The organism is Vibrio nitrifigilis, from assembly GCF_015686695.1.
Classification (GTDB): domain Bacteria; phylum Pseudomonadota; class Gammaproteobacteria; order Enterobacterales; family Vibrionaceae; genus Vibrio; species Vibrio nitrifigilis.
Map to the genome: position 1 here is coordinate 876888 of NZ_JADPMR010000004.1, position 22984 is coordinate 899871.

Here is a 22984-nt window from a genome sequence, read left to right on the forward strand (position 1 = left end):
ATGCTGTATAAAGCATAATCCGGCTACAACAATAGTGATAAATTAGTCAATAAATTATTTACTGCTTGGATGTAAACAAATAGTGACATTGCGCAATATGGCTGTTTGACTTTAACCCAATCACCATCAACACTTTATCCATACATTCAGTCGAGTAGGAAAATAACCAATATGTCAAAGGCTTCACCGATTTGGACACCGAGTCAGGACAGGGTCGAACAGTCACTCCTATACGATTTTATGCAGATGGTAAGTCAACGCGAGAACCGCTCCTTCTCCTCTTATGATGAGCTGTATCAGTGGTCAATAACAGAGAGCAAAAAGTTTTGGCTCTCACTGTGGGAATATTGCGACATTATCGGGAATCAGGGTGAATGTATAACCGGAGATAATATTGTTTCTGAGCGAGATTTTTTTCCCGCACTCGACACAACTTGGTTTCCTCAAGCAAGGCTCAATTACGCGGAAAACTGCCTCTCTTATGCTTTTAGATCGCCCGAAGGAACGGCGATATGGTTTCGTAATGAAGGGGGCCAAACTCAGACCTACACATGGCAAAACCTCGAAGATCAGATTTCAAAGATTCAACAATGGTTGCTCCAAAATGGTGTTAATGCAGGCGATGTAGTCGCGGGCTATTTACCTTATATACCTCAATCCGTTATCGCTATGCTTGCAACAGCGAGCTTAGGCGCGATTTGGACCTCAGTGTCTCCCGATCTTGGCGTTGAGGCTGTCACCGCCCGATTTGGTCAAGTTAACCCCAAGATACTATTTTGCTGCAATGGCTACACATTTAACGGAACCGTACATCATCTAGAAAAACACAATGCAGACATTGTTGCGGCGATTCCAAGTATTCAAAATGTATGTCAGATTGAATACTTACAACAACGAAATGCAAAGACCGACGAATTTAACGACAGTTTTTCTGATTGGCATGCCATCTTAAATCGATATAACGGCAAAGGATTAGAATATAATCGTGGTAATTTTAATGACCCATTATTTATTCTTTATTCATCCGGGACGACCGGAAAACCTAAGTGTATCGTCCATTCGATTGGCGGCACACTGTTAAACCATCTCAAAGAACATCAGTTACATTGTGATATTCATCCGGAAGACAAAATATTCTATTACACCAGTTGTGGCTGGATGATGTGGAATTGGCATGTATCAGCGCTAGCCAGTGGAGCCACTCTGGTTATTTTTGACGGTAGCCCTTTCTATCCTCAACCTCAAGCCTTATGGCAGATTGCAGAAGAAGTCGGCGTGTCACTATTCGGAACGTCGGCACGATACCTCTCCGAACTACAAAGAAAGCAGTTTTATCCTGCCGATTACTACTCGCTCAACGCGCTAAAAACCCTTTGTTCAACTGGTTCTCCACTCTATGATGAGCAATTTGATTTTGTCTATGAACACATAAAAGGCGATTTGTTGCTGTCTTCAATGTCTGGCGGAACCGATATCTGTGGTTGCTTTGTCATGGGTAATCCTATAGCGCCCGTTTACCGCGGAGAATGTCAGTGTATCGGGCTCGGTTTGGATGTCACCGCCTTCGATAATAATGGTACTCCCGTGATTCAAGAGCATGGCGAATTAGTGTGCCGAAATAGTTTTCCCAACCAACCCATTGGCTTTTGGCAAGATAAAGGCGAAGCCTATTATAACGCTTATTGGCAGCGATTTCCTGGGGTTTGGCACCATGGTGATGAAATCGAGTTAACCTCACAAAATGGGGTGATTTTCCATGGCCGCAGTGACACTATGATCAATCCTCGTGGAGTTCGAGTGGGAACCGCAGAGATTTATTGTGAATTAAGACAATTTGAAGAGCTTGTTGATGCTATCGCCGTAGGGAAAAAAGAGCAGCAGGATGAAGTTATCCTACTGTTTGTGCAGTTAGATCCACAATTTACGTTAACTAATCAACTCAAAACGAGAATTTGCGAGCAACTAAAGACAAACCGCTCCCCTTACCATGTACCACAACACATCATTGCCGTACCAGCAATCCCCAAAACACACTCAGGAAAATTGGTAGAAAAGGCAGTCAAACAAGCTATCGCGGGTACCGATATCGACAATCTCAGTGCCATCGCTAACCCAGAGGCGTTAACCGAACTAATGAAAGCGTATCAAGCGAATTAGAAAATAAAAAGAGACCGACAAATATCGGTCTCTTTTTGATTTTGTGTTATTTAATTTTATTTCTAATGTCAATTCGACTAATAGCGCATAATCGGACTGCTATAACGACCTAGCCTGGTTGTTAGTGACAAATTAGATAAACCACAACAATGGTTCCATCGACTTTGTTAAGGCCAGATTATAAATAACCTTCAATAATTACGCAATTAAATTAATTAAATACTCAATTTACGATTTGGAAATCAAGTTATAAATTGTGTTTCTTAAGTGTGATTTGAAAAGTATTCCCTTTCAAATCATGATCTAAAAGAGCAACATTGCCATGGTGTAATTTTGCGATATCTCGAGTGATTGACATCCCCAATCCTGCTCCGTCGCCACGTTCAGAATTTGCTCGGTAAAAATTATCAAATAACTTATCCCTAACCTCTTGCTCAATAGGTTTGCCTGAATCACTCACGTTCACAATGAAATGATCATCCGATTCAGTTAATACCACACTAATAGCGGTACGTTTTCCAGAGTAACGAATCGCGTTATCCAGTAAATTTAAAAACAGTACTCGTAACAAAGCCGGATCCCCCATAATAACGGCAGGGTTTGCGTCCAAAGAAAGTTCTTGATCTTGCTTTAGTGCCATAGGGGCGATTTCTGCTAAAACAGATTGCAGAAACTCCGCTAACTCAATTTTCACAAACTGTAGTGATTTGACACTTTCAACCCGAGCTAACATCAATAATTGCTGAATCAAACGGTCTGTACGATCAATGCCAGCAAGTATGTGATTGAGAGAAGTGGTCAACTGCTCTTTCGTTGGCGCGTCAAACGCATTTTCTGCATTCAGTCGTAAAATAGTTAATGGCGTTTTAAGTTCATGCGCAGCCATTCTGGTAAACCGCTTTTCACGTTGCCAAGCTTCGTCTAGTTCTCCCAGCAATGTATTCAATGCAGCCACCAGCGGGGTTAATTCCGTCGTCGGGTGCTGGACATAAATCTTGTCCAACTTATTAATATTACGCTGGCTTATTGCACTGCGCAGTTCGGTAATCGGTTTAAAATTACGCTCAATCAATAGAGCCATCACTATCCCCAAGCAGGGAATCAATATTAACTGTGGCAAGGCCGTCGATAAGGCCAATTCATTGATCATTTCGTGGCGAATAGAGAGTTTTTCGGCGGTCACTACATAGTCATCAGAGTCCGGCATACGCAGCTGAAAAAATCGCCAAGTTTTACCGATATGTGAAACATAACCATAGCCATAATAATCTGGATTATGGTTAATCGCCGTCATCGATGGTATTGAACTCCAGAGCATCTTACCGTCACGGTAATATTGAATGAGAATATTTCGTTCATAAGGATGACCATAATCGGTAGGACCTTCACCGCCTTGTGAATCGGCTTGTTGGCTAAGTTGAGCCATCCAGTTTGATAACTGTTTTTTAGCCACTTTGTCATCCAAATTGTTGATCACGCTAGGTACGCTTAACAAAGCCATTTTCGCCGATTGCCCGAGACGAGCATCATAGACTTCACGAATTTCATGTCTTGATTCGAAGTAACTGAAGATAAGCGAAATTAAAATTAAGCACGTAGATAAAAGCACGACTGACCAAGTCAGGCGTTTTTTCATTGAAAAGACTTTATGCGCGTTATTTTTCAATGATATACCCTACTCCACGAATATTTTTGATGATATCTAGCGGCATTTTCTTGCGCAGATTATGAATATGAACTTCGATGGCATTATCACTGCCACCATCATCCCAGCCATGTAAGGCTTGTTGTAATTGATCTTTACTTAGCACTCTACCTGCAGAAGTCATGAGTGTCGCGAGCAACTTAAATTCTTTGTTGGTCAGTTTGAGCTTTTCGCCTTGAAATATCGCCGACTGCGTCGCTAACGACAGGGAAAATTCGCCGATAGACAACACCTCTTCACAATAGCCATTTTGCCGCCTGATCAATACACGCAAACGTGCTAATAATTCATCTAAGATAAAAGGCTTAACAAGGTAATCATCTGCACCGCCATCAAGCCCTTTCACTCGGTCTTGAATATCGTCACGCGCCGTCAGGATCAATACAGGAACGGTAAAACCTGCCTGTCTAACGCGACGTAGCACTTCAAGCCCATCGATATCGGGCAAAGTAAGATCCAGTACGATGATGGCAAATTGTTCCGTTTTGAGTGCAACGTCAACGCCACTTCCGCGTTCAAGCCAATCAACAGTGTAGCCATGACGGCGCAATGTTTCCGCCATGGATTCCCCTAATAACACATCATCTTCGACCAATAGTAATCGCATTACGACTTCAGTTCTCCCAATTTGGCGGCGATTTCAACTCTTCGTCCAGCATCAGCGACAGGACGATTAGGTCGTGGCGCCGCTTTTTGCGCTTTTTTCAGATACTGTATCGCTTCCTTGTCGCGGCCTTCCTCTGCCAAAAAGTCGCCATAAAAGTAATTAGGATCAATACCATTAGGATTGATTTCTAATGCTTTTAATAACATAGTTTCAGCCATGTCGTCATCACCAAATCCAACAGGCCATCCCGGTACTTTATAATATAGTGAACCTAAGCTGGTATACGCCGATCCGTCTAACGTATTTGGCGCCTCTTTAATTACTTCTTCAAGTAACACTTTGGCCTTTTTCACCAAAGAAAGTGCGCCTAGACCACCTTTTGCCCCCGCTAAAGAGGATTCACTGATCGCCAACCATACTTTCAATTCGTGCCGTTTAGGATCAGCATCCAACGCTTTTTGATTACGAGCGATTAAATTCTCAAAACAATAAATTTGATTATCTTTATCTTCAACTTGATACTGGCATTTCGCCCATTTATGTTGAATGGTGTCTAATGGGTCGGCGCCATTTGCCCATACACCGGCAGATAAAACGCCCCCTAATACGGCCAGTGGCCAATAACGATATTTGCTCATGCTGCCCCCAATTACACGTGTTTTTTTCGATTTGAAATGAATTGATGAATAGTGGCTTGCTGTTTACGGATCGATTTCGACACCACATTAGGTACAAGTTGATTGATACGGACGAAGAGCTTTTCTGGCCACCCTATCCAAAGTGATGCAATTTCGTCTTCTATCACTTTAACCACGTGTTTAGCCACGACATCAACGCTATCACTATGATTACCCAAGGCGCGGTTCATCTCCTGCACCGCATCATTATTTAAACGAGTATCTGTGGTTCTTGGCGCGAGGAACAACACTCGTATTCCAGAGCCATCGAGTTCACGGTCAAGCGCTTCACTAAACCGTTGCACACCGGATTTCGCCGCGCAATACGTGCTGTAGCCAGGATAGCCAATGGCTCCGAGCGTTGAACCGATATTTAAAATAATACCCGGTCGATTAATCCAACTTAACATTCCCTGAGTTAACAATATGGGGGCATTAAGATTAAGCGCTATCTCATGTTCAACCGAACTAGGACTGCGTTGCGATAGCAGCGAGAACTGGTTTGTTCCTGCGTTATTAATCACGACATCGATACCATGATCATCAAGACCATAGCGCAGAAAATGCAGTAAATTTTCCCGCTGTTCACCGTCGGTGACATCAGCAGCACATACTGCATGACTTTCAGGACGTTTAAGTGACTCTCGCAACGTTTCTAACGCTTGTTGATGACGAGCCACTAACACCAAGTTTGCGCCTCGTTGCTCTAATAATTGGGCCACTGCCTGGCCAATTCCTCCAGTTGCTCCTGTAAGAACGACCGTTTTGTTTTGTAAGTCCATGACCGGTACTCCTAAGCCACTTTCAACAAAGAACGTTCAGTTAAACCACGTAACATCTGACCATATAAAGCAAATATCATGTTGGCACTATCAATAATAGCTTGCTGGTCATCAGGTGATTCGATCTTATTCATCAGTTTTTCAAAAAATTGAATATGGTCTTGATCAAGTACACTATGGGAATTTAAATAGCTCATTGCTTTATCGGGTAGCGCCAGTGTGTGCTTGATAAGTGCTGCCATATCACCGCCAACACTCACACTGGTTCCTTCTAACACCCAAACCATACCAAATAATGCCAGTGGATTAGCCCGGTCTATCTGGTGATAGAGGTAAGCAACCATCAATTCTATGGCTTGGCTCGCCTTCCCTTCACCCATACTCTTGCGCACTAGATCAGCATCAGCACCACAAGCGGTAATATCATTTAAGATCCACTATTGATGCCCCATTTCTTCTTCGATGTATTCGCCAATTGCGCTCCTTAACCATTCATAATCCGCCGTTAGACGCCCACCACACGCCATTAATAGCGGAACAGTATGTTTTACGTGATGATAGGCTTGGGTGAGAAAAGCGACATACTGCTCATGGCTGACTTGTCCTTGAGCACACTGCGTAAATATCGGAGCTTGCAACATCACTTGCTGTGCGGTTTTAGTCTCTTGTTGTAAACGTTTAAAAAACTCAGTCATGGTTATCTCCTCAATCGGCAAAAGCCAACTCATAATGGATAAGAACGAGCCATACCAGTGTGCTCGTTGGTGTTTATCCATTGACTAATTTGGTGACGTAATGGTTTACCATTGGGGGTAAAACACGTTTGTAGCATCTCACTATCAGTTTCAACCAAATAGATTTTGTCTAAGCGCGCATAATCGGGTAATACGCTGTTTAATTGTTGCGCAGCTAACATAGCCGGTTCGGGCTGTTGGCTAATCACCACCGCACTTAACTGCAATTCACCATCGCCAATCACGATCATACGGTGCAGCTCAGGGTATATTTGCGCTTCAACTTCAATCCATTCCGGTGACACGTTGCGCCCAAAAGCAGTGATAAGCTGATGTTTTCTGCGCCCAGTGACGGTTAGAAAACCTTGTTGATCGACAGTGCCAATATCACCGGTTGCAAGCCATTCATCAGTAAAAGGTTCCCCGATATAGCCAAGTGCAACATTTCCTTTGACTAAAATGTCGCTGTCATCGGTCAGCTTAATCGTTAGGTGTGGTAACACTTTGCCTGCCGAACCGGGCTGGTGAGCGAGCGGAGTATTTAAACTGACGACAGATGCACATTCAGATAGTCCATACCCTTCAAAAACAGGCAGTGACTTTTGGTGAGCCCGTTGTATCAACTCGGCAGAAACTCTCGCCCCACCTACCGCAACAAAACGCAGCGATAGTGCGATAGCTGGTACAGAATCGACCAATTGAATTAACGCCATCAATAACGCTGGAGTCGTCACTAAACTAGCGGGTTGATAACGAATAAGCGCATGAATGAATTGCTGAGGATCAAACTGGCTTGAGCCGCTTAGTCCAATCGATTCGCCAGATAACACAATGGAACGTTTACCCAACAAAATAGGCACATAAACTGCTGTGACATTTTCAAGCAAAGCTGCCAAAGGAATTAAAGAAAGATGCGAGCTATCTCCTTGCAAAGCCGTTTTAACCTGTACCGCTAATGAATCACTGACGCTCTCAAGGTTTTGCTCACTTAAACACACACCTTTCGGGTGACCCGTCGAACCAGATGTAAACGTGACTTTGATGGTGCCAGGCAATAATTCAGCGGGTTGATAGTCACCCAATGCTCGGCAAACGTTAAAACCGGCGATGGTCTCATTAGTCACCGTGGCTATCTCTGCAGCCCACTCTCCAAGTAGCAGATCTGCCCCACAACTTTGCAACGTGTGCTCAACTTGCTGATCAGTAAAAAATGGCGCAACAGGGACGAATGGAATCTGCGCCAACATAGCTGCCAAATCCAGTACCGCCCACTGAACGCTATTTTCAGCGCGCAGTGCGATACAGCGAGGGGAAAGAGCGCTAAGTTGCTGCGCCACTGACTGTACCTGCTGCCAACATTGTTGGTACGTTAGCGTTTCGCTTCCTGCAAAAGCAATATCGTCTGGCTGCATCGCAGCACGCGTTGCCAAACACTGCAAAATTCGATTCATAACGCCAACCCCACTTTATGCCCCCCAGAATCGAGTACATTTTCTAAATGAGCTAAGGATGCAACCAAATCACCCGCCATAATTCTTGGTTGATTTTGATAGTATGACCCCCAGATTTGCGTCGCATTAGCAATGCGGTCGGCATCGGCCTCAACTATAACAACAGGCGCTAAGCCTAAACGGCGCATCATGGCAAATAGAGGATCCGTGGCGGTAAAAATACACCATCGATAACCTTGTTCGACCAGGTACCGGGTCATCACGAGAAAATGATAAGGTGACATGCCTTTTGAAAACGCCGCTAATTGTCCAAACTCAATAAGTTCAGAGCGACATACGCTGCAACCGAGATATTGCTTTGCCATTTCTTCAGCGCAGTGATCTAAATACTGTTCCAAAAACAGGGGTTCTTGTTCAGCGCTACGATACCCGCATACGGATAAAATCGTTGTTCCTCTCATCAAAACTAAGAACACAGGCATAAATTGTTCGAGACGAGCGTCGAATGCGAGTTGGTAACGTTGCTTCACATACATTTCAACCTGTGAACGCATTGGGTGATGCTGACCGACAGCCAATAAATCAATCGATAAATTATCGTGAGAAAAGCTCATTGCATGTCTCCCTCGGAGTGATGCAATGAGAATAGAAAGGCTAACTTAAGAACACCTTAAGGATTATTAATTAACCCTATTAAGAGGTTAAAAAGAAGTGAAGTTAGGATTTCTTATCATCAGATAGATAAGAAAAATGCAGCACTGAGTGCTGCATTTTAAACTGGGTAGGATCTGAATATGCTTGATGATTTAACGGCCGAGAGGCCTGCTATTTTTTACCGACACCCATAATAACAGGCGCTAAACCTTGCGGTGTCTGTATTTTAAAGACTGTTTTAGTCACCACGTCACTGAATCCAACACGATTCAAGGCAGAAGCCACGTCTTTTTCGCTTAATCCAAACTCAGGATCATGATCATCTACCTGCCAATCCCAATGCACAAACAGGCCACCTTCATCCAATAAGCTATAGATAATATCGACGGCCTGCTCATAATCAGCTAGGAAACCACATACATTAGAAGCAACCACAACATCAAATTGCTTACGAAACGCTGGATGTTGAGCGACAAGACCACGCGTTAAAGCATCAACAACGGGTTCAACGTTAAATAACTCTTTTTTATCCAACTCTTCTATCATGGCCTCAGAGCTATCTAACGCCACAACATCCCTAGCATCAATTGCAATTAATTGGGTCAAAAGACCGGTTCCACACCCGAAGTCAAGCACATGCTTACCTTCAAGTGGCGTTAATTTCTGTAATTCTGCAAAAACCTCATGCGCAAAAGCAGTGGTCGAGTCGTCTTTTTCCCAATCTGCCGCGTATTCATCCCAGTTCTGCGCCATCGTGGCCTCCGTCTTACTTAATCTTATTCAGACAATACTGCCAAGAGTAAACCAAAATTGAAGAAAGTTCACCGAGTTAGCACGGATTCTTGAACTCAGGAGGATAATTTCAGTTTAATTGACGATAAATACATCAAATAGTCTTCTTTACGAAAATTGTTTATGATTTGAAGGTGTTCCATTAAATGGTTAATCCATGAATTTATCGCAAATTGAAGCGTTCTGCACTGTAGCAGACGTTGGCTCAGTCACTACTGCCGCATCTCAACTTGAGTGCAACCGGACTAAAATTAGTATGGCACTTAAAGCGCTCGAAAAAGAGCTGGGGGTTGCTTTATTTAATCGTACCGGCAATCAACTTTCTTTATCAGAAGCTGGCAAAGCAATTTATAAAGATTGTGAAAACATCATGCTGACGGCGAGAAGAATTAAATACACCTGCAGTGAAGTCTCCGGTGAATTTGCGGCAGAAATGTGGATTGCCCGCGACGATTCTCTGCCCGATACACTTTGGCAAGAATTAGCCCATCAGTTGAATAACTTATTTCCTAATACTTCCTTTAATTTGGTGTTAGCTTCGAGCGGTGATCTCGCCAACCTCGTTGCGACCCAACAAGTCGATTTTGCGTTTGGTGTTGACTACGAGCGTCTTGACGACCCTCGCATGATATATCAACCACTTGGGAAAATTCGCATGATGTCGGTATGTCGTTCATCGCACCCTCTGGCGAAATCAAAACGAGTAACAGAAGAAGAATTACGTAATGCCAAACAAGCCGTCATGGTGTACCTCACTGAAAAAGACAACCCAAGTCTTGAACCCTTTTCACGTCGTTATATCGGGTTCTCCAGTTTCGAGTATATTCTGAATACCATCTTGACTGACAATGCATGGGGCGTATTACCAGAACCTCTGATTCGTAAGCACCTACGTGAACAAAATTTGACAGTGATAAAACACACGTATGGGCTTACTCAAGAGGACTATTGTATGTTTAGCCCAGCAGGCAGCACCGAGTCTGCGGCCATGTCATGGCTCTCTGACAAGCTCAATGACTTTCTGTTCGACTTCTAACTACCTCTTTTGGCCAGGTTCGCTGAGCGTCAACTATTTTGACGCTTAAATCTTCACTTAAGTGAATGATTTAACAACGATATCTTAGTTTAGTGAATTTAACTCATTGGAATTCGGTTAAATTTGGATTGTATATTTTCCGCAAAAGGCCAGAATTAGCGTCAAGTTTCTAATAGGTCTTTATCATGTGTACTCAAACCACTCTCAATGAAAAACGCGTTTTAACGCTCTCTGCCTTAGTATCATCTGTATTTGCAGGTGGTGGGCTAGTGATTGGGTTACTGGTCGGGTCGCTGGTTATTGCATTCGACGGCGTCTATTCATCGGTCAGTATGTTGTTAACACTGCTCTCGTTAGCAGTCGCCAAATATTTAGAAAAGCCGCAAGATACTCGATTCCCTTTTGGCCGTGCTCTGTTTGAGCCGCTGGTAATTACTTTTAAAGGGTTAGTGATATTAATGGTGGTCGCTTATTCACTGTATTCAGCGGTTATCGATTTACTGGCTGGCGGTCATGCCATTGACACCTCAATTGCGACCCTGTTTGGCCTGATTAACGTGGTTGGTTGTGGCATTACTTGGTATACCATTGCTCGAATGAACCGCAAATACCCTTCAGGGTTGATCGGTGCGGAAATCAAACAGTGGCAAATGGATACCTTGCTCAGTGTGGTTATTACTGTCGCATTCATCATTGCTTGGGTCATGACATTAACACCACTTGCACCTTACGCGGTGTATGTTGACCCAATGTTGATGTTACTGATGTCGTTCTATTTTATAAAAGTGCCCGTGATGATGATCAAATCGGCTACCCGTGAAATGCTGTTGATGGCGCCAGATAAAGAGATTTGTCAGCGTGTTGATCAAGGTATCTTAGCGGCTAACGAAATGTCGACTCAAGAACTTGAATTAGCTGCGGTGACTAAAATTGGTCGCGAGTTGTGGGTTGATATCGATATTATCGCCGATAAAAACGACCAGATAGACATGCAAGACATCGAAGCAACACGTCAAACACTTGAGCAGCGACTGTCTAAATTACCATTCGAGTTGCAGTTAACACTCAATGTTGCATAACAAGATCGAAGAGCGAGGCGAAGACCTCGCTTTTTATTTTTCAATCAATTCCAATCTGCTACGACTTTCTACCGGTTCACGTGTTGCCCACCAACAGACTAATGACCCAATACTGACCATCATAACCCCTTGCCAAAACGCTAGGCCCAATACAATACCTAAGATGATGGATGAAAACAGCGCCGCAAATACCGGGGTAAAATAAGAGAGTGTGGCTAACAACATCATGTTTCCTCGCAAAATAGCAAGGTTCCATAGACCATACCCTCCCCCCATTACCGCACCGGTGATCATTAAATAGATCAAAGCATTAACGGATAAGTGTAATGACGCTTCGTCACTCAATCCGTACTGTATCCACAACACAGCTGCCGTTAGAGCACAAAACAAGGTAATTCCATTTTCACCATCAGAAATCTTTTGTGTCACTGTGCAGTACACCGCCCAGATGATCGCACCTGAAAACGCTAAACAATAAGTGAATGGATTGGTGGCGACATGGTGGCGAATTAACGCATAAGAAAGGGATTGACCATTGGTAATACACCAAACGACACCCGTAAAGGCAACCAGTACCCCGGGGAGTAACCAGAACTTCACTGGTTTGTGAGACGTGACCACGGTAAGAAGTACAGTTAATGCTGGCCATAAATAGTTAATGACCGTCATATCCATAACCTGATAACGATCATTCGCCATACCAATCGCCATTGATAAGCAGACTTCGTAAGCAGCAAATGCAACACCGGCCAAAAATAAGTAACGACAAGAAGCAACCGTGAATTTAGGCAGTCCAACAACAAAGAGCAAACATAGCGTTGAGACGGTATAAATCATAGCAGCGCCACCCAGCGGAGAAAGTAATTCCGTCACCGTGCGCATTAAGCCAATTGAGCTCGCCCACAGTAAAATGGCAGCAACACCAAACAAGGTGTACTTATGGTGATTCCACATAAAATGTTCGTCTAGATTTTAAATAAAGTGACACTGTAGCAAGATTCATTCTGTGCTATCGATAGATGACCCCAAGAGATAAATTACATTGTGATTCCATTCGTTTCTTTTAATGACTTAATTAATTTAGCGGGCGTTCCACCATATAAACTGTCGGCAGGTACATCATCAGTCACCACGGAATTAGCAGCAATCACAGAACGTGCGCCAATCGTTACCCCTTGCGTGATCACAACGTTCCCCCCGATCCAAACATCATCTTCAATCGTAATCGGCGAACAGACCACTTCCCAGTGACGACGTTGGCGGTAATCTAAGGAATGACTAGGGGTATAAAATTGCGTGTTAGGCCCGACTAAAACGTTATTTCCAATAGTGACTTTCGCCCCATCAAGCATAGTGACGTTCATATTCAAAAATGTGTGGTCACCGATAAATATCGTTTTACCAAATTCACAGTGAAATGGCAGTTGAACCATACTCCCCTCACCTAGGGCGCCAAACATCTGTTGTTGGAGGAAAAAGCGTTTTTTAGTATCGACACATTGATTGATCTGCAATTTTAATGAGGCCGTAGCAATACGTAGCTGTTCTAATTCGTTTGATGTGCCATCGACTTCTTGTCCTAACAGCATATTATCGAGGTCGCTCATTCTTTGTTCCTTATTTTATAACCATATTGATACTCAACTGACCTAAAGGTATTTGGGTATATGAGAACAGCTTAAACAACAAACTGTTAATTTACATAGTGATAAATCACATAATCCAGACAGTTTGCTGGTATCACTTGTTCGACTAAATAAAAAGCCAGATACTGTTGGGCATCTGGCTTGAAGCTATCACTCTTGCTAAGCGCTTCATCAATACGAACCGCTAAACAGCAATGATTAGTCAGCGATAATTTCGTAGCTGTGAGTCATTTCCACACCTTTACCTAGCATTAAACACACTGAACAATATTTGTCTAAAGAATCTGCCGTTACTTTGGCAACAATATCAGTATCAAGGTCAACGCCAGCAACTTCGAAATGAATATTCATTTTAGTAAACAACTTAGGAGCAGTATCACGACGCTCTGCACTCACACGTGCATTACACGATGTCACTTTCTGATTGGCGCTTTTTAATCCGTCCACTACATCGACAGAGCTGCAGCCACCAGCGGCCATCATTACCATTTCCATTGGGCTTGGTGCTGTTGCACCACCACTGCCATCCATCACAACAGAATGACCAGAATTTGATTGGCCGAGAAATTTAAAACCCTCAACCCATTTAACTTGAGCTTCCATGATCCCACTCTTTTATCTTATGAAAAACTACGTCGCTATATTACCAGCAACACTGAGGCAAAGGCTACACGCACTAGGAGATAACCAATCCATACGGCAACTAAACCAAGAAAGCCCCCAACTAAAATACAAATACCATCACGTTCAATAATACCCAGCGATAAACAGATGATGGCAAAGTTAGGTGCAAAGTTGACAAAGGGCAACGGTAATAAGGAGACAAAGGCGAGTACACAGATCATGATGCCAATCACTCGACGCACCATCAAAGTCGATAAAATGTCCCAGCGAGGTTTGACGTAATACTCCAATTTTTGCAGCCACGGTTGCAACTCTTGGATGAAATGTAACAACTTACCACAGTCAAGATTTCGCTTACGTGCAAATGCTGGCAGACGTGGAGCGTGAAAACCGATCGCCATTTGCACGCCCAAAAGAAAAACCGCAAAGCCAGCCAAAAATGAAATACCTGGAATCAACCCAACTAAACTAAGCATAATCAACAGTGCGCCGTAAGAACGGCGTTTTAGCAGTTCAAGTAAAGCTCCAATCGAAATTTGCGGTTCGGGATGTTCTTTAAGAATACGTAACAAAAAGACGGATGTTTTTTCCACACTACCACCGGTAAGAATAAAAAGATCTCTCGTCAGACGAAAGATGAATGCACGCACATTAGCAAGAGTTATTACCCTTTGGCAATACTGGATAACGTAAAGAATTAGCGAACATACTCTGCATCAGAATTTGATAAATCGACAGAACCTATCATTCAAACTACAATCATTGATAAGACAACACGCGCTCATATAAGAAAACCCCACTAGGCTCATGCCTAGTGGGGTCAGTTCTTACTTGCAGCAATCCAGCTACGATAGGTGCTCCCTGCATCTAATCCCTGATAGTTTGCTGTATCCTTCAGCGCAATCCATTTCATCGCCATCCTAGCGGTGTCCATGTCTCTGTCTTCCTGACAGACGCACTTTCTTCCATAAAAGTTTTACAACGTTAATTGATTTCAACCATCCTAGCTGAGCTCATGTTGTAATTTGCTATCCATGCCGACTTTTCATCCTGAAACGCCGTATCTTCGTCCTGAAGATGACCAATCCTTGGGTCTTTCCTGTTCCTTATCAGCGTCCTGCCGATGAGTTAAATTTACTCTTTTGCAGATTTTCGGCAACGTCGATATTTTATTTTTTTATTGCACCAAAATAGTTTTCTCTCAAATTCGTATTATAAACATCAAGTTAAGGAAGATAGCGCAAATCGACTAGCCATAAATAGTTAGATATCCCACGAACCTTGTGAGAGATCTCTTACAACTGTAATGGCCGTTTGACCATTATTCCCTATTGCAGTGCAAGAATGGATCAACAATGTGCGAAAATATCGGGCAAAACCTTGAAAATTTCTAGTTTTTATCCATATATACAGGTATACAACCCATAGTGGCTACTTACCCTGCAATACGTTAGGTGAGAGTTCACGTCTCTATTGACAACAGTGATAAGATATAGAGTAACCACCTTCTCGATTATCCGATTTACGTAAGGAACCTGATAATGATTTCAAAATGGGCTAAGCGATTCTCCCAAATGGCGGAACTGGTAGCGTCATGGAGCAAAGATCCATCAACGCAAGTTGGTGCCGTCATCACTAAACAAAACCGCATTGTATCGGTTGGGTTCAACGGCTACCCCCATGGCATCTCCGACAGTGCGGCGACGGATGAACGTGATATGAAGTATTTAAAAACGTTACATGCGGAAGAAAATGCGATTCTGTTTGCCAAGCGAGACCTTGACGGCTGTGAAATGTACGTCACCCACTTCCCTTGTCCTAACTGTGCGGCAAAGATCATTCAAACTGGCATGTCTGCAGTGCATTGCCCGGAACAAACCGAAGAGTATTTATCTCGTTGGGGAGAAAAAATTAAAGTAAGCCAGGAGATGTTTTTACAAGCCGGAGTTAAAGTAAACTGGTTACCTCGCGACGAGTTAGAATCGATCACTACTATCGAACCTATGACTGAGTAATATCAGTATTAAACATTGAGTGTCTTATCACTGAGACGCACTGATAAAAATTGTCAGAATATGCATAAGGTTTCGTCAGTTGTGCTGGTGTAAGCTCAACAACTGCCACTAGACTTGTTACAGTGCTCAGGCAGAAATCACTCTGCCTGCTCTTGCTAACAGGAAACGCAATGCCGATGCCATTTAAACCGACACAGCCCAAACAAAATGTATCGTTAAATTATGCGTTTACTGTTTTTTTCCTAATCGCACTGTCCTTAACAACCCATACATTGATTAGTCATATGCAGTTGTCTAATCACTTTCTTTTATCGCATATTTTTATTCTCTATCCCCTGTTTATGTTGGGAATCTTTTCTAGTACCAACGGTAAGATTAAACACTTATGTGTCGCGGCATCGCTATGTTTGTTAATTTTAGGCTGTCTCGATGATAGACAGCACAACGTCATACCTTCCGATGTTATATTACTTGCCCCTCTCTGTTATTTAGTGCTCTATCCTGGCTCGCTCTGGCCTATGGCCGTTGCTGGACTGCTTGTGTTATTTTTTATACCGACCGATCCCCTGCACATACAGGGTGATTTTATTGGCAATACGTTTGAGTTAATGACGATCAGTATTTTTGCTACGGTCAGTTTGTACTATCGGTTGCGTTTGAAAACTCAAATGGAACGGTTTCGTATAGAAAGTTTAACTGACTTTCTTACCGGTATAGGCAATCGCAAAGCGTTTAACGAAACATTACAAGAGATACGAACTCAGCCTCTCAATAAGCATCACTATTTTTCGCTACTTATTATTGACTTAGATAATTTCAAACGCATTAACGATACCTTAGGTCACCAAGTGGGTGATCAATTATTAAAGGAGATTTCCTTAAGAATTGATCACGTGTGCCAGCAACATTTACAGTACTCATCTGTATTTCGTCTAAGTGGCGATCAATACGCAGTGATCATTCAAGATAATGATATTCAGGTAGCCAGTGAACACTTAGCGCAGTTAATTGTTTCAAGTTGCACCGCAGAGTGTACGTTGGAACATAACTGTTACTTTACGACCATGAGCATAGGTATTGCGCTGATACGCGATGCGGAACACAGCGTCAGTTTTTGGCACCGTAATGCCAACATTGCAATGTATCGAGCAAAACTGAACGGTAAAAATCGTATTCAATGGTATGACGACGATTTAAATAATGAAATGAAACGCCATTATAAAATTGAACGCGAACTGTCTTTCGCTTTAGAAAAGAACGAACTTTCACTTTATTATCAACCTAAAGTGAGTGTTGAAACCAACCAGATTCATCATGCTGAAGCGCTAATTCGCTGGCTACATCCAGAACTAGGAACGATAGCACCTGACGAGTTTGTTAGTGTTGCCGAGAAAAGCCAACAAATCATTCCGATTGGTCGTTGGGTCATTGAACAAGCCTGCCAGCAAGCTAAATATTGGCACGATCATAATCAACCTATCTGCGTTGCAGTTAATGTATCGACTATTCAATTCGTTTATGACGATATCTACCGTATCGTGACAGAGTTGTTGAGCAAATATCAATTGCCAGCCGAGTTGTTACAGTTAGAAATCACCGAGACAACGTTGATGACCGAACTGCAAAGTATTACTCATACTTGTCACCGACTACGTAAACTTGGTATTAAAATCGCGATTGATGATTTTGGAACCGTCTATTCCTCACTCAATTACTTACGCGAATTACCTGTCGATTCAATCAAAATTGATAAGTCTTTTATTGATGAAAGTTTGCATAATGAAGAGAGCCAAATGATTGTGCGCACGATTATCCAACTGGGTCATAATCTGGGTAAAGTGGTTATCGCTGAAGGCATTAATAATGAGGAACAATTAGCGATATTACGCAGCGAACAATGCGATTTGTATCAAGGCTATTTATGTGCCAAACCTTTGCCCGCGGATGAGTTTATCCACTTAGTCGCAACCAATAATCACTCAGAAATGCACGTATCGTAATGTTCAGTTGTCAACGAACTACTGGTGAGTTTATCCTTTCTCGAACACTTGTAACTCGTTTAAAACATCAAACAGTTGCTGAGATTTATAGGGTTTAGGTAGATAAGCATCCATTCCCGCATCAAAACAATTACTGATGTCTTCATCAAGCACACTTGCGGTTAACGCAATGATAGGAAGACGTTTCGATTCGTTGAGTTTTTCCCACTCACGTATTTTCCTAGTTGCGGTTAGGCCATCCATGACGGGCATCATACAATCCATTAATACCGCACAGAACACCCCGCCTTGTGTGACAATATCGACCGCTTCTTGTCCATTACTAACGATCACATAGTCTAAACCAGCTCGATCGAGGAAAAAGCTCGCAATCTTCTGATTCATCAAATTATCTTCCACAATCAAAATGCGATTAATTGCCGCAATATTGTCGAGAGAATTCACATCAATATCCGCAGCCTGAACCTCGGTATGGCTACTCATTACAATCGCCCTTTCCAAACGATTACCCAAAAATGGCAAAGTCACGATTGCATCAAACTGCGAAACCAGTTCTTTGTTAGTGAATAGATGATGCTGCAATAAAACTTGGTGCGTATTGGGGAAGAGACGTAAGATATTGACAGCATCTGATCGTGCACTGCGAGTGAGATTTTGACAATACAGTACAACCTCTGGGGCCGGGTTATCTGGTTTCAGCTCATCAATAGCGGCAACTTCTTGAACAATTAAGCCTAATCGTTGACACTCTTGATTCACTAACCGGCGATACTTGGAGCCATTATGAACCAGCAGAGCCCTCTTACTTAACGTCGTACTACTGACCGGATGTTCAACCATATCAACTGGAACGATAAATTCAAATACACTGCCTTTATCGACAATCGATGATACTAAAATCTCCCCACCCATTAGATCAAGTAACTGTTTACATATTGCTAGTCCAAGGCCGGTCCCACCATAACGGCGAGTAATACTGCCATCTTCTTGAATAAAGGGCTCAAAGATACTATCGAGCTTATCGTTATCAATGCCTTTCCCTGTATCACTGACGCGACAATGTATTTTGGGAGTACTTCCTCCCATATAAGTCAATTGAGTTCGTACATAGCCATCATTGGTAAACTTGACCGCATTAGACAATAAATTCATCAATATCTGTTTAATCCTAAACTCATCGGCGATGACATATTTGGGTAACGTTGGATCAATATCGATAGTTAATTCAATGTGCTGGGCAACGGCTTTGGAGTTAACCATATTTACCGTATCAAACACTAACTCAGCCATATTAAATTGGTGGGTACTCAGCGCTAAATTCCCAGCTTCAATTTTAGACAAATCAAGAATGTCGTTAATTAACACGAGTAATGAGTGTGATGAACTTTCTATATCGAGTAACACTTCCCGCTGATTAGTGTTTAATGACGTCGAACCCAAAATTTCCGCCATTCCAATAATGCCGTTAAGCGGCGTTCGGATCTCATGCGACATATTAGCGAGAAACGCGCTTTTCGCTCGATTGGCAGATATTGCCGCTTCTTTCGCAACCAACAGTTCGGTCTTATAAGCATGTTGGTCCGACATAAACTGATTGAGATCTTTAATAAAATCGGCTAACTCGTCATTTCCCTCTAATGGAATCGGTTCGGGTTTATACTTGTCTTTTCCCAAACGCATCATCGCTTCGATAATCGAGTTTAATTTCATCGAAATTCGAGTGAAGGTGCTAAATGCGATCACAACCGTACCGATTAAGACCAACATAATTAAAATACCTAAAGCCATGATCTGCTGTTGTATTTCATCAATACGATGAATGAAGCGATCATATATTTTTACGCTGGATTCTGTATATAAAGACTTTAACTGAGGAAAGTTCTTATGCCATTGCTCGAAATAGCTGGTTAGCTCCTGCGGATTAATCGCGGACGAAAAGCGCAGTGAACGAATCTGTTCTCGACCAAATGAACCATCCGTCATCAACTGCTGTAGCTGTTGTACTGTTTTATTAATGAGAGCCTGGTTATATCCTTCACTGACCAAGCTTTCTAACAAGATCTGCCTTTGATTCGTCGCTAAGGTATAGTTTTGTATCCATTTGATATATTGTTCGGACTTGGGTTCAGGTACATTACCTAATAGCCAAGCCTGCTTCATGCGCCAATAAAGAAATTGGCTAAAGGCTTCATGCCAAAGTAACAGTTTAATGTCAGATATGTCTGATAAAACCACATCCTTCACCGTAAACTGGTCAATCAGCTCTTGCAACACCATGAACCCTTGGGTGGCGTCTGCATTTAGAGCGTTACGAGGTGAGAATACCGCTTCTTGGGTGAGTTGGCGCAATTGGGAAATCTGGTTGTGAATCGCGACTTCTTGTTGCCACTTAGGTCTGATCTCTTCCAATATTGTGACTTGTTTTTCCAGTTTGAAGAAATCCTGCCCTAACGTCATAAAAGCATTCTCGTGACGGTTCGCTTTTGTCATCGCATTCAGCAACTGAAACAAGTCACTGGAAGATTGCAAAGTTAGGGATAAGGCTTTGGTTCGTTCCGCTACCCAATGATACGCCTGCTGTTGATTACGCTGTTGATTATAAATATAAGCTGCACCGCCCAAAATCAGACTCGCAGGAACAACACAAAGCAGAAACATTTTGACCTTAACAGAAAGACGTGACGCTTTAAGCATTGGATAGATTCCGTCCTTTTCGTAACCACCGAACAATGAGATAGGCAAACCGTGCCTACCTTCGAATTCATCCAGTTTAGGTCGGCCGATAGCTTGAATGTTTGTAATAAAGGATAGTAGTAAAGCTCTTAAATTGTAGAGAATTAGGCCAATTAATTAACGAAATTGATCTTTCGACAACTCAATCAACCATAATGATTTACATATGCATAGAAATGTCATTGGTGAGAATCAAAATGTATTTGAAATACTCTTTTTTTTCATACAAACTCTAATGTAATCGTTTACTTATTTAACTTTGCTACTGTTTAGTGATGTTGGACTCAATCATTGACCCAAGACATAAGTCATAGTTTTTATCTCATGGCTGTTGATTAAACGAACATTCAGTCACGTCGCTAAAGTGAATGGAATGTCGCGTTACTAATCGTTGGCAAGTGGATGGTGTGCTTATGGAAAATAAAAATAAGAGGCATCGTAGTCACTCGTATTTTTATGCAATTACACAGATAATTGCTAAGTGATATGTAATTCTCATTTTTGAGCACTTTTTCTCACATTTATAGAATTGACATCGCTTTTACATTGTATGAGTATGAATATTAAATATAACATTTTCAAAGGATTGAATATGACGTTGTCGTATCCTACGTGCTACAAAAACCCTCAATTTTTCCATGACAATGCATTCAATTCGAACTAATGGATCACCGCTTAATGACTACTGAGAGTTTTTCGTTACGCCGCACAAGGTCTTTATTAAACCTAGCGACGTTGAATACACACCTCATTCTGTTTTTCACTTCGTTCGCGGTCTATCTCTACATGGGAATTGCATTTAGTAATACGTATTTTAATCAAATCGGTGAACATGCCATCCAATACGTAGACCAAATCCTAGAAAACACGCGCAAACAAACATCGTACATTCTTGACCAATATCCTAAACTCCCGTGCTCAACCACTCGAGAAACGTTACGAGTAGCAACGTTCCATTCCGATTACGCAAAAGACATTGCACTCTTTAATCCTAAAGGCCAAATTTTTTGTACCAATGCAGCATCTGATGATAAATTCCATTTGTATCAAGATATACTGACTCGTTTAGATCAATCACCTAAAAACGAAACACTATCGTATACACAGGCGGCACTAACACGCCAATATTCGATTTTCTTTATCTTCAGAAACAGCACAAAGTATGGTCTGAGCATAAGCATTCCACCCCGTTATTTTACCCGCGATTTAAGCAATCGTTTACACGATACCGATATCTACTTTCAAGTTTTAGTTAATGGTAGGACAATAAAACCGATAAAAAGTGAAGCGATGCCCCTGCGTCACATGGCGTTTCATTCTAAGCAACACCCACTGGAAATTCACTTCGCACTTACCTTTTATACTTACCTCAATTATCTGTTTAAATACAGTTGGATTTTTGTCGTCCTTTATTTGATGGTATTGCTCAACCACTTACAAAGTAAGAAGAAGCAAATAGAAGAAAGTAGCCTAGAGCATTCCGTAGTGGGTGCCATTAAGAAACGAGAATTGTATGTGCATTTTCAACCCATTATCGACGCTAAAACGGAAAAGGTTTCAGGCTGTGAAGCGCTGATTCGCTGGAACCATCCAACCCAGGGAAATATACCACCAAGCATTTTTATCCCATTAGCTCAGCGTATGGGGCACATTCGCGAGCTGACCGACTTTGTACTAGAAACCTGCATGGACATGTACCAACGAAACCAGAGTATCATGCTCGGCAGATACATTAGCATTAACATTGATCGAGAATTACTGCTCACGCCCGATTTTACTGAAGATGTGGCAACACTTTGCAAGGAGTACCCATGCTTTCATCGCGCATTCGCTTTCGAAATTACGGAAAATGGCGATTTTACTGATGACGAATTGGTGGTGGTCGAACGCAATGTCGACACATTCCACAAACTGGGCATTCGTTTATTTGTCGATGACTTTGGCACTGGATACTCTGGCTTGAATTTTGTGCGCCAATTTCAATTTCATACTATGAAAATCGATAAGGTGTTTATTAAAAATCTTGGTCATGAACCCTATCTCACGATGTTGCTAGAATCTATGCTAACGATCTCTGATTCACTGAATATGAAATCGATTATAGAAGGCGTTGAAACCCTAGAGCAGCTTACGATATTAAAACAGATGGGCGTCTCTTATATTCAAGGGTTTTATTTTTCTAAGCCGCTGCCTGAGACCGACCTAATTGAGTATATCCAGCGACAATAGCAAGATAGCAATTTTTTAAACCCCAACGGACTCAGAGATTAGTCAACAAGCTCAGGCAAAGAG

Annotated in this window: 18 protein-coding genes and 1 pseudogene; 6 read left to right on the forward strand and 13 right to left on the reverse strand. The window is 42.3% G+C overall.

Features of this window, described 5'->3' with window-relative positions:
• The first annotated feature begins 171 nt into the window (after positions 1-171).
• On the forward strand, positions 172-2157 hold the full coding sequence (locus I1A42_RS20325) for an acetoacetate--CoA ligase (protein ID WP_196124695.1): 1986 nt from the start codon (positions 172-174) through the stop codon (positions 2155-2157).
• A gap of 247 nt (positions 2158-2404) precedes the next feature.
• Here the strand turns inward: I1A42_RS20325 and I1A42_RS20330 are convergent, their stop codons facing one another.
• The 8 genes and pseudogenes from I1A42_RS20330 to I1A42_RS20365 form a co-directional block, all read right to left on the reverse strand.
• A complete protein-coding gene (locus I1A42_RS20330) occupies positions 2405-3793 on the reverse strand; it encodes an ATP-binding protein (protein ID WP_230389678.1) in 1389 nt (462 codons plus the stop codon).
• Between the two features lie 19 nt (positions 3794-3812).
• On the reverse strand, positions 3813-4469 hold the full coding sequence (locus I1A42_RS20335; protein ID WP_161154246.1) for a response regulator: 657 nt from the start codon (positions 4467-4469) through the stop codon (positions 3813-3815).
• Positions 4469-5107, reverse strand: coding sequence for a tetratricopeptide repeat protein (locus I1A42_RS20340; protein WP_196124697.1), 639 nt, complete (start codon positions 5105-5107; stop codon positions 4469-4471). The genes I1A42_RS20335 and I1A42_RS20340 overlap by 1 nt, the downstream gene beginning before the upstream one ends.
• A gap of 11 nt (positions 5108-5118) precedes the next feature.
• Positions 5119-5928 (reverse strand): SDR family oxidoreductase, encoded by an 810-nt coding sequence (locus tag I1A42_RS20345; protein ID WP_161154244.1) that lies wholly within the window; start codon positions 5926-5928, stop codon positions 5119-5121.
• Positions 5929-5939: 11 nt separating this feature from the next.
• A pseudogene (locus tag I1A42_RS20350) lies at positions 5940-6623 on the reverse strand (TenA family transcriptional regulator).
• Positions 6624-6652: 29 nt separating this feature from the next.
• Positions 6653-8113 carry an AMP-binding protein gene (locus I1A42_RS20355; RefSeq protein WP_196124699.1) on the reverse strand — a complete coding sequence of 487 codons (1461 nt, stop codon included), beginning with the start codon at positions 8111-8113 and terminating at the stop codon, positions 6653-6655.
• Complete coding sequence (locus I1A42_RS20360; RefSeq protein ID WP_161154241.1) at positions 8110-8727, reverse strand: thermostable hemolysin; 618 nt, start codon at positions 8725-8727, stop codon at positions 8110-8112. The genes I1A42_RS20355 and I1A42_RS20360 overlap by 4 nt, the downstream gene beginning before the upstream one ends.
• A gap of 211 nt (positions 8728-8938) precedes the next feature.
• A complete protein-coding gene (locus I1A42_RS20365; protein WP_161154240.1) occupies positions 8939-9520 on the reverse strand; it encodes a class I SAM-dependent DNA methyltransferase in 582 nt (193 codons plus the stop codon).
• A 196-nt stretch (positions 9521-9716) separates the two neighbouring features.
• Between I1A42_RS20365 and I1A42_RS20370 the strand changes: the two genes are divergently transcribed.
• Entirely contained in the window at positions 9717-10595 is an 879-nt protein-coding gene (locus I1A42_RS20370) for a LysR family transcriptional regulator (protein WP_161154239.1), read from the forward strand.
• Between the two features lie 185 nt (positions 10596-10780).
• Positions 10781-11674 carry a cation diffusion facilitator family transporter gene (locus tag I1A42_RS20375; protein ID WP_161154238.1) on the forward strand — a complete coding sequence of 298 codons (894 nt, stop codon included), beginning with the start codon at positions 10781-10783 and terminating at the stop codon, positions 11672-11674.
• Between the two features lie 33 nt (positions 11675-11707).
• Here the strand turns inward: I1A42_RS20375 and yddG are convergent, their stop codons facing one another.
• The 4 genes from yddG to I1A42_RS20395 all read right to left on the reverse strand — a co-directional run bounded on the left by yddG (position 11708) and on the right by I1A42_RS20395 (position 14537).
• Positions 11708-12628: an aromatic amino acid DMT transporter YddG gene (gene yddG / locus I1A42_RS20380; RefSeq protein WP_161154237.1), complete on the reverse strand. Its 921-nt coding sequence runs from the start codon at positions 12626-12628 to the stop codon at positions 11708-11710.
• An 83-nt stretch (positions 12629-12711) separates the two neighbouring features.
• A complete protein-coding gene (locus I1A42_RS20385) occupies positions 12712-13281 on the reverse strand; it encodes a sugar O-acetyltransferase (protein WP_161154236.1) in 570 nt (189 codons plus the stop codon).
• A 237-nt stretch (positions 13282-13518) separates the two neighbouring features.
• Positions 13519-13923, reverse strand: coding sequence for an OsmC family protein (locus I1A42_RS20390; protein WP_161154235.1), 405 nt, complete (start codon positions 13921-13923; stop codon positions 13519-13521).
• Positions 13924-13958: 35 nt separating this feature from the next.
• Positions 13959-14537 (reverse strand): exopolysaccharide biosynthesis protein, encoded by a 579-nt coding sequence (locus I1A42_RS20395; protein WP_329604855.1) that lies wholly within the window; start codon positions 14535-14537, stop codon positions 13959-13961.
• Between the two features lie 948 nt (positions 14538-15485).
• Between I1A42_RS20395 and I1A42_RS20400 the strand changes: the two genes are divergently transcribed.
• Complete coding sequence (locus I1A42_RS20400; protein ID WP_161154234.1) at positions 15486-15959, forward strand: dCMP deaminase family protein; 474 nt, start codon at positions 15486-15488, stop codon at positions 15957-15959.
• 170 nt (positions 15960-16129) lie between these two features.
• Positions 16130-17959, forward strand: coding sequence for a putative bifunctional diguanylate cyclase/phosphodiesterase (locus I1A42_RS20405; protein ID WP_230389680.1), 1830 nt, complete (start codon positions 16130-16132; stop codon positions 17957-17959).
• A gap of 30 nt (positions 17960-17989) precedes the next feature.
• Here I1A42_RS20405 and I1A42_RS20410 read toward each other — a convergent pair whose 3' ends face one another.
• A complete protein-coding gene (locus tag I1A42_RS20410; RefSeq protein WP_161154233.1) occupies positions 17990-20701 on the reverse strand; it encodes a hybrid sensor histidine kinase/response regulator in 2712 nt (903 codons plus the stop codon).
• 669 nt (positions 20702-21370) lie between these two features.
• Between I1A42_RS20410 and I1A42_RS20415 the strand changes: the two genes are divergently transcribed.
• The gene (locus tag I1A42_RS20415; RefSeq protein ID WP_161154232.1) at positions 21371-22921 is read left to right on the forward strand and encodes an EAL domain-containing protein; all 1551 of its coding nucleotides are present in this window, start codon (positions 21371-21373) and stop codon (positions 22919-22921) included.
• Positions 22922-22984 lie beyond the last annotated feature (63 nt).

Bases quoted from the DNA above. Each gene is read 5' to 3' on its own strand.
- I1A42_RS20400 (WP_161154234.1), top strand. From the start codon at position 15,486: ATGATTTCAAAATGGGCTAAGCGATTCTCCCAAATGGCGGAACTGGTA.
- I1A42_RS20340 (WP_196124697.1), bottom strand. From the start codon at position 5,107: ATGAGCAAATATCGTTATTGGCCACTGGCCGTATTAGGGGGCGTTTTA.
- I1A42_RS20370 (WP_161154239.1), top strand. From the start codon at position 9,717: ATGAATTTATCGCAAATTGAAGCGTTCTGCACTGTAGCAGACGTTGGC.
- I1A42_RS20415 (WP_161154232.1), top strand. From the start codon at position 21,371: ATGACTACTGAGAGTTTTTCGTTACGCCGCACAAGGTCTTTATTAAAC.
- I1A42_RS20405 (WP_230389680.1), top strand. From the start codon at position 16,130: ATGCCGATGCCATTTAAACCGACACAGCCCAAACAAAATGTATCGTTA.
- I1A42_RS20335 (WP_161154246.1), bottom strand. From the start codon at position 4,469: ATGCGATTACTATTGGTCGAAGATGATGTGTTATTAGGGGAATCCATG.
- I1A42_RS20390 (WP_161154235.1), bottom strand. From the start codon at position 13,923: ATGGAAGCTCAAGTTAAATGGGTTGAGGGTTTTAAATTTCTCGGCCAA.
- I1A42_RS20385 (WP_161154236.1), bottom strand. From the start codon at position 13,281: ATGAGCGACCTCGATAATATGCTGTTAGGACAAGAAGTCGATGGCACA.
- I1A42_RS20345 (WP_161154244.1), bottom strand. From the start codon at position 5,928: ATGGACTTACAAAACAAAACGGTCGTTCTTACAGGAGCAACTGGAGGA.
- I1A42_RS20375 (WP_161154238.1), top strand. From the start codon at position 10,781: ATGTGTACTCAAACCACTCTCAATGAAAAACGCGTTTTAACGCTCTCT.
- yddG (WP_161154237.1), bottom strand. From the start codon at position 12,628: ATGTGGAATCACCATAAGTACACCTTGTTTGGTGTTGCTGCCATTTTA.
- I1A42_RS20355 (WP_196124699.1), bottom strand. From the start codon at position 8,113: ATGAATCGAATTTTGCAGTGTTTGGCAACGCGTGCTGCGATGCAGCCA.
- I1A42_RS20360 (WP_161154241.1), bottom strand. From the start codon at position 8,727: ATGAGCTTTTCTCACGATAATTTATCGATTGATTTATTGGCTGTCGGT.
- I1A42_RS20330 (WP_230389678.1), bottom strand. From the start codon at position 3,793: ATGAAAAAACGCCTGACTTGGTCAGTCGTGCTTTTATCTACGTGCTTA.
- I1A42_RS20365 (WP_161154240.1), bottom strand. From the start codon at position 9,520: ATGGCGCAGAACTGGGATGAATACGCGGCAGATTGGGAAAAAGACGAC.
- I1A42_RS20325 (WP_196124695.1), top strand. From the start codon at position 172: ATGTCAAAGGCTTCACCGATTTGGACACCGAGTCAGGACAGGGTCGAA.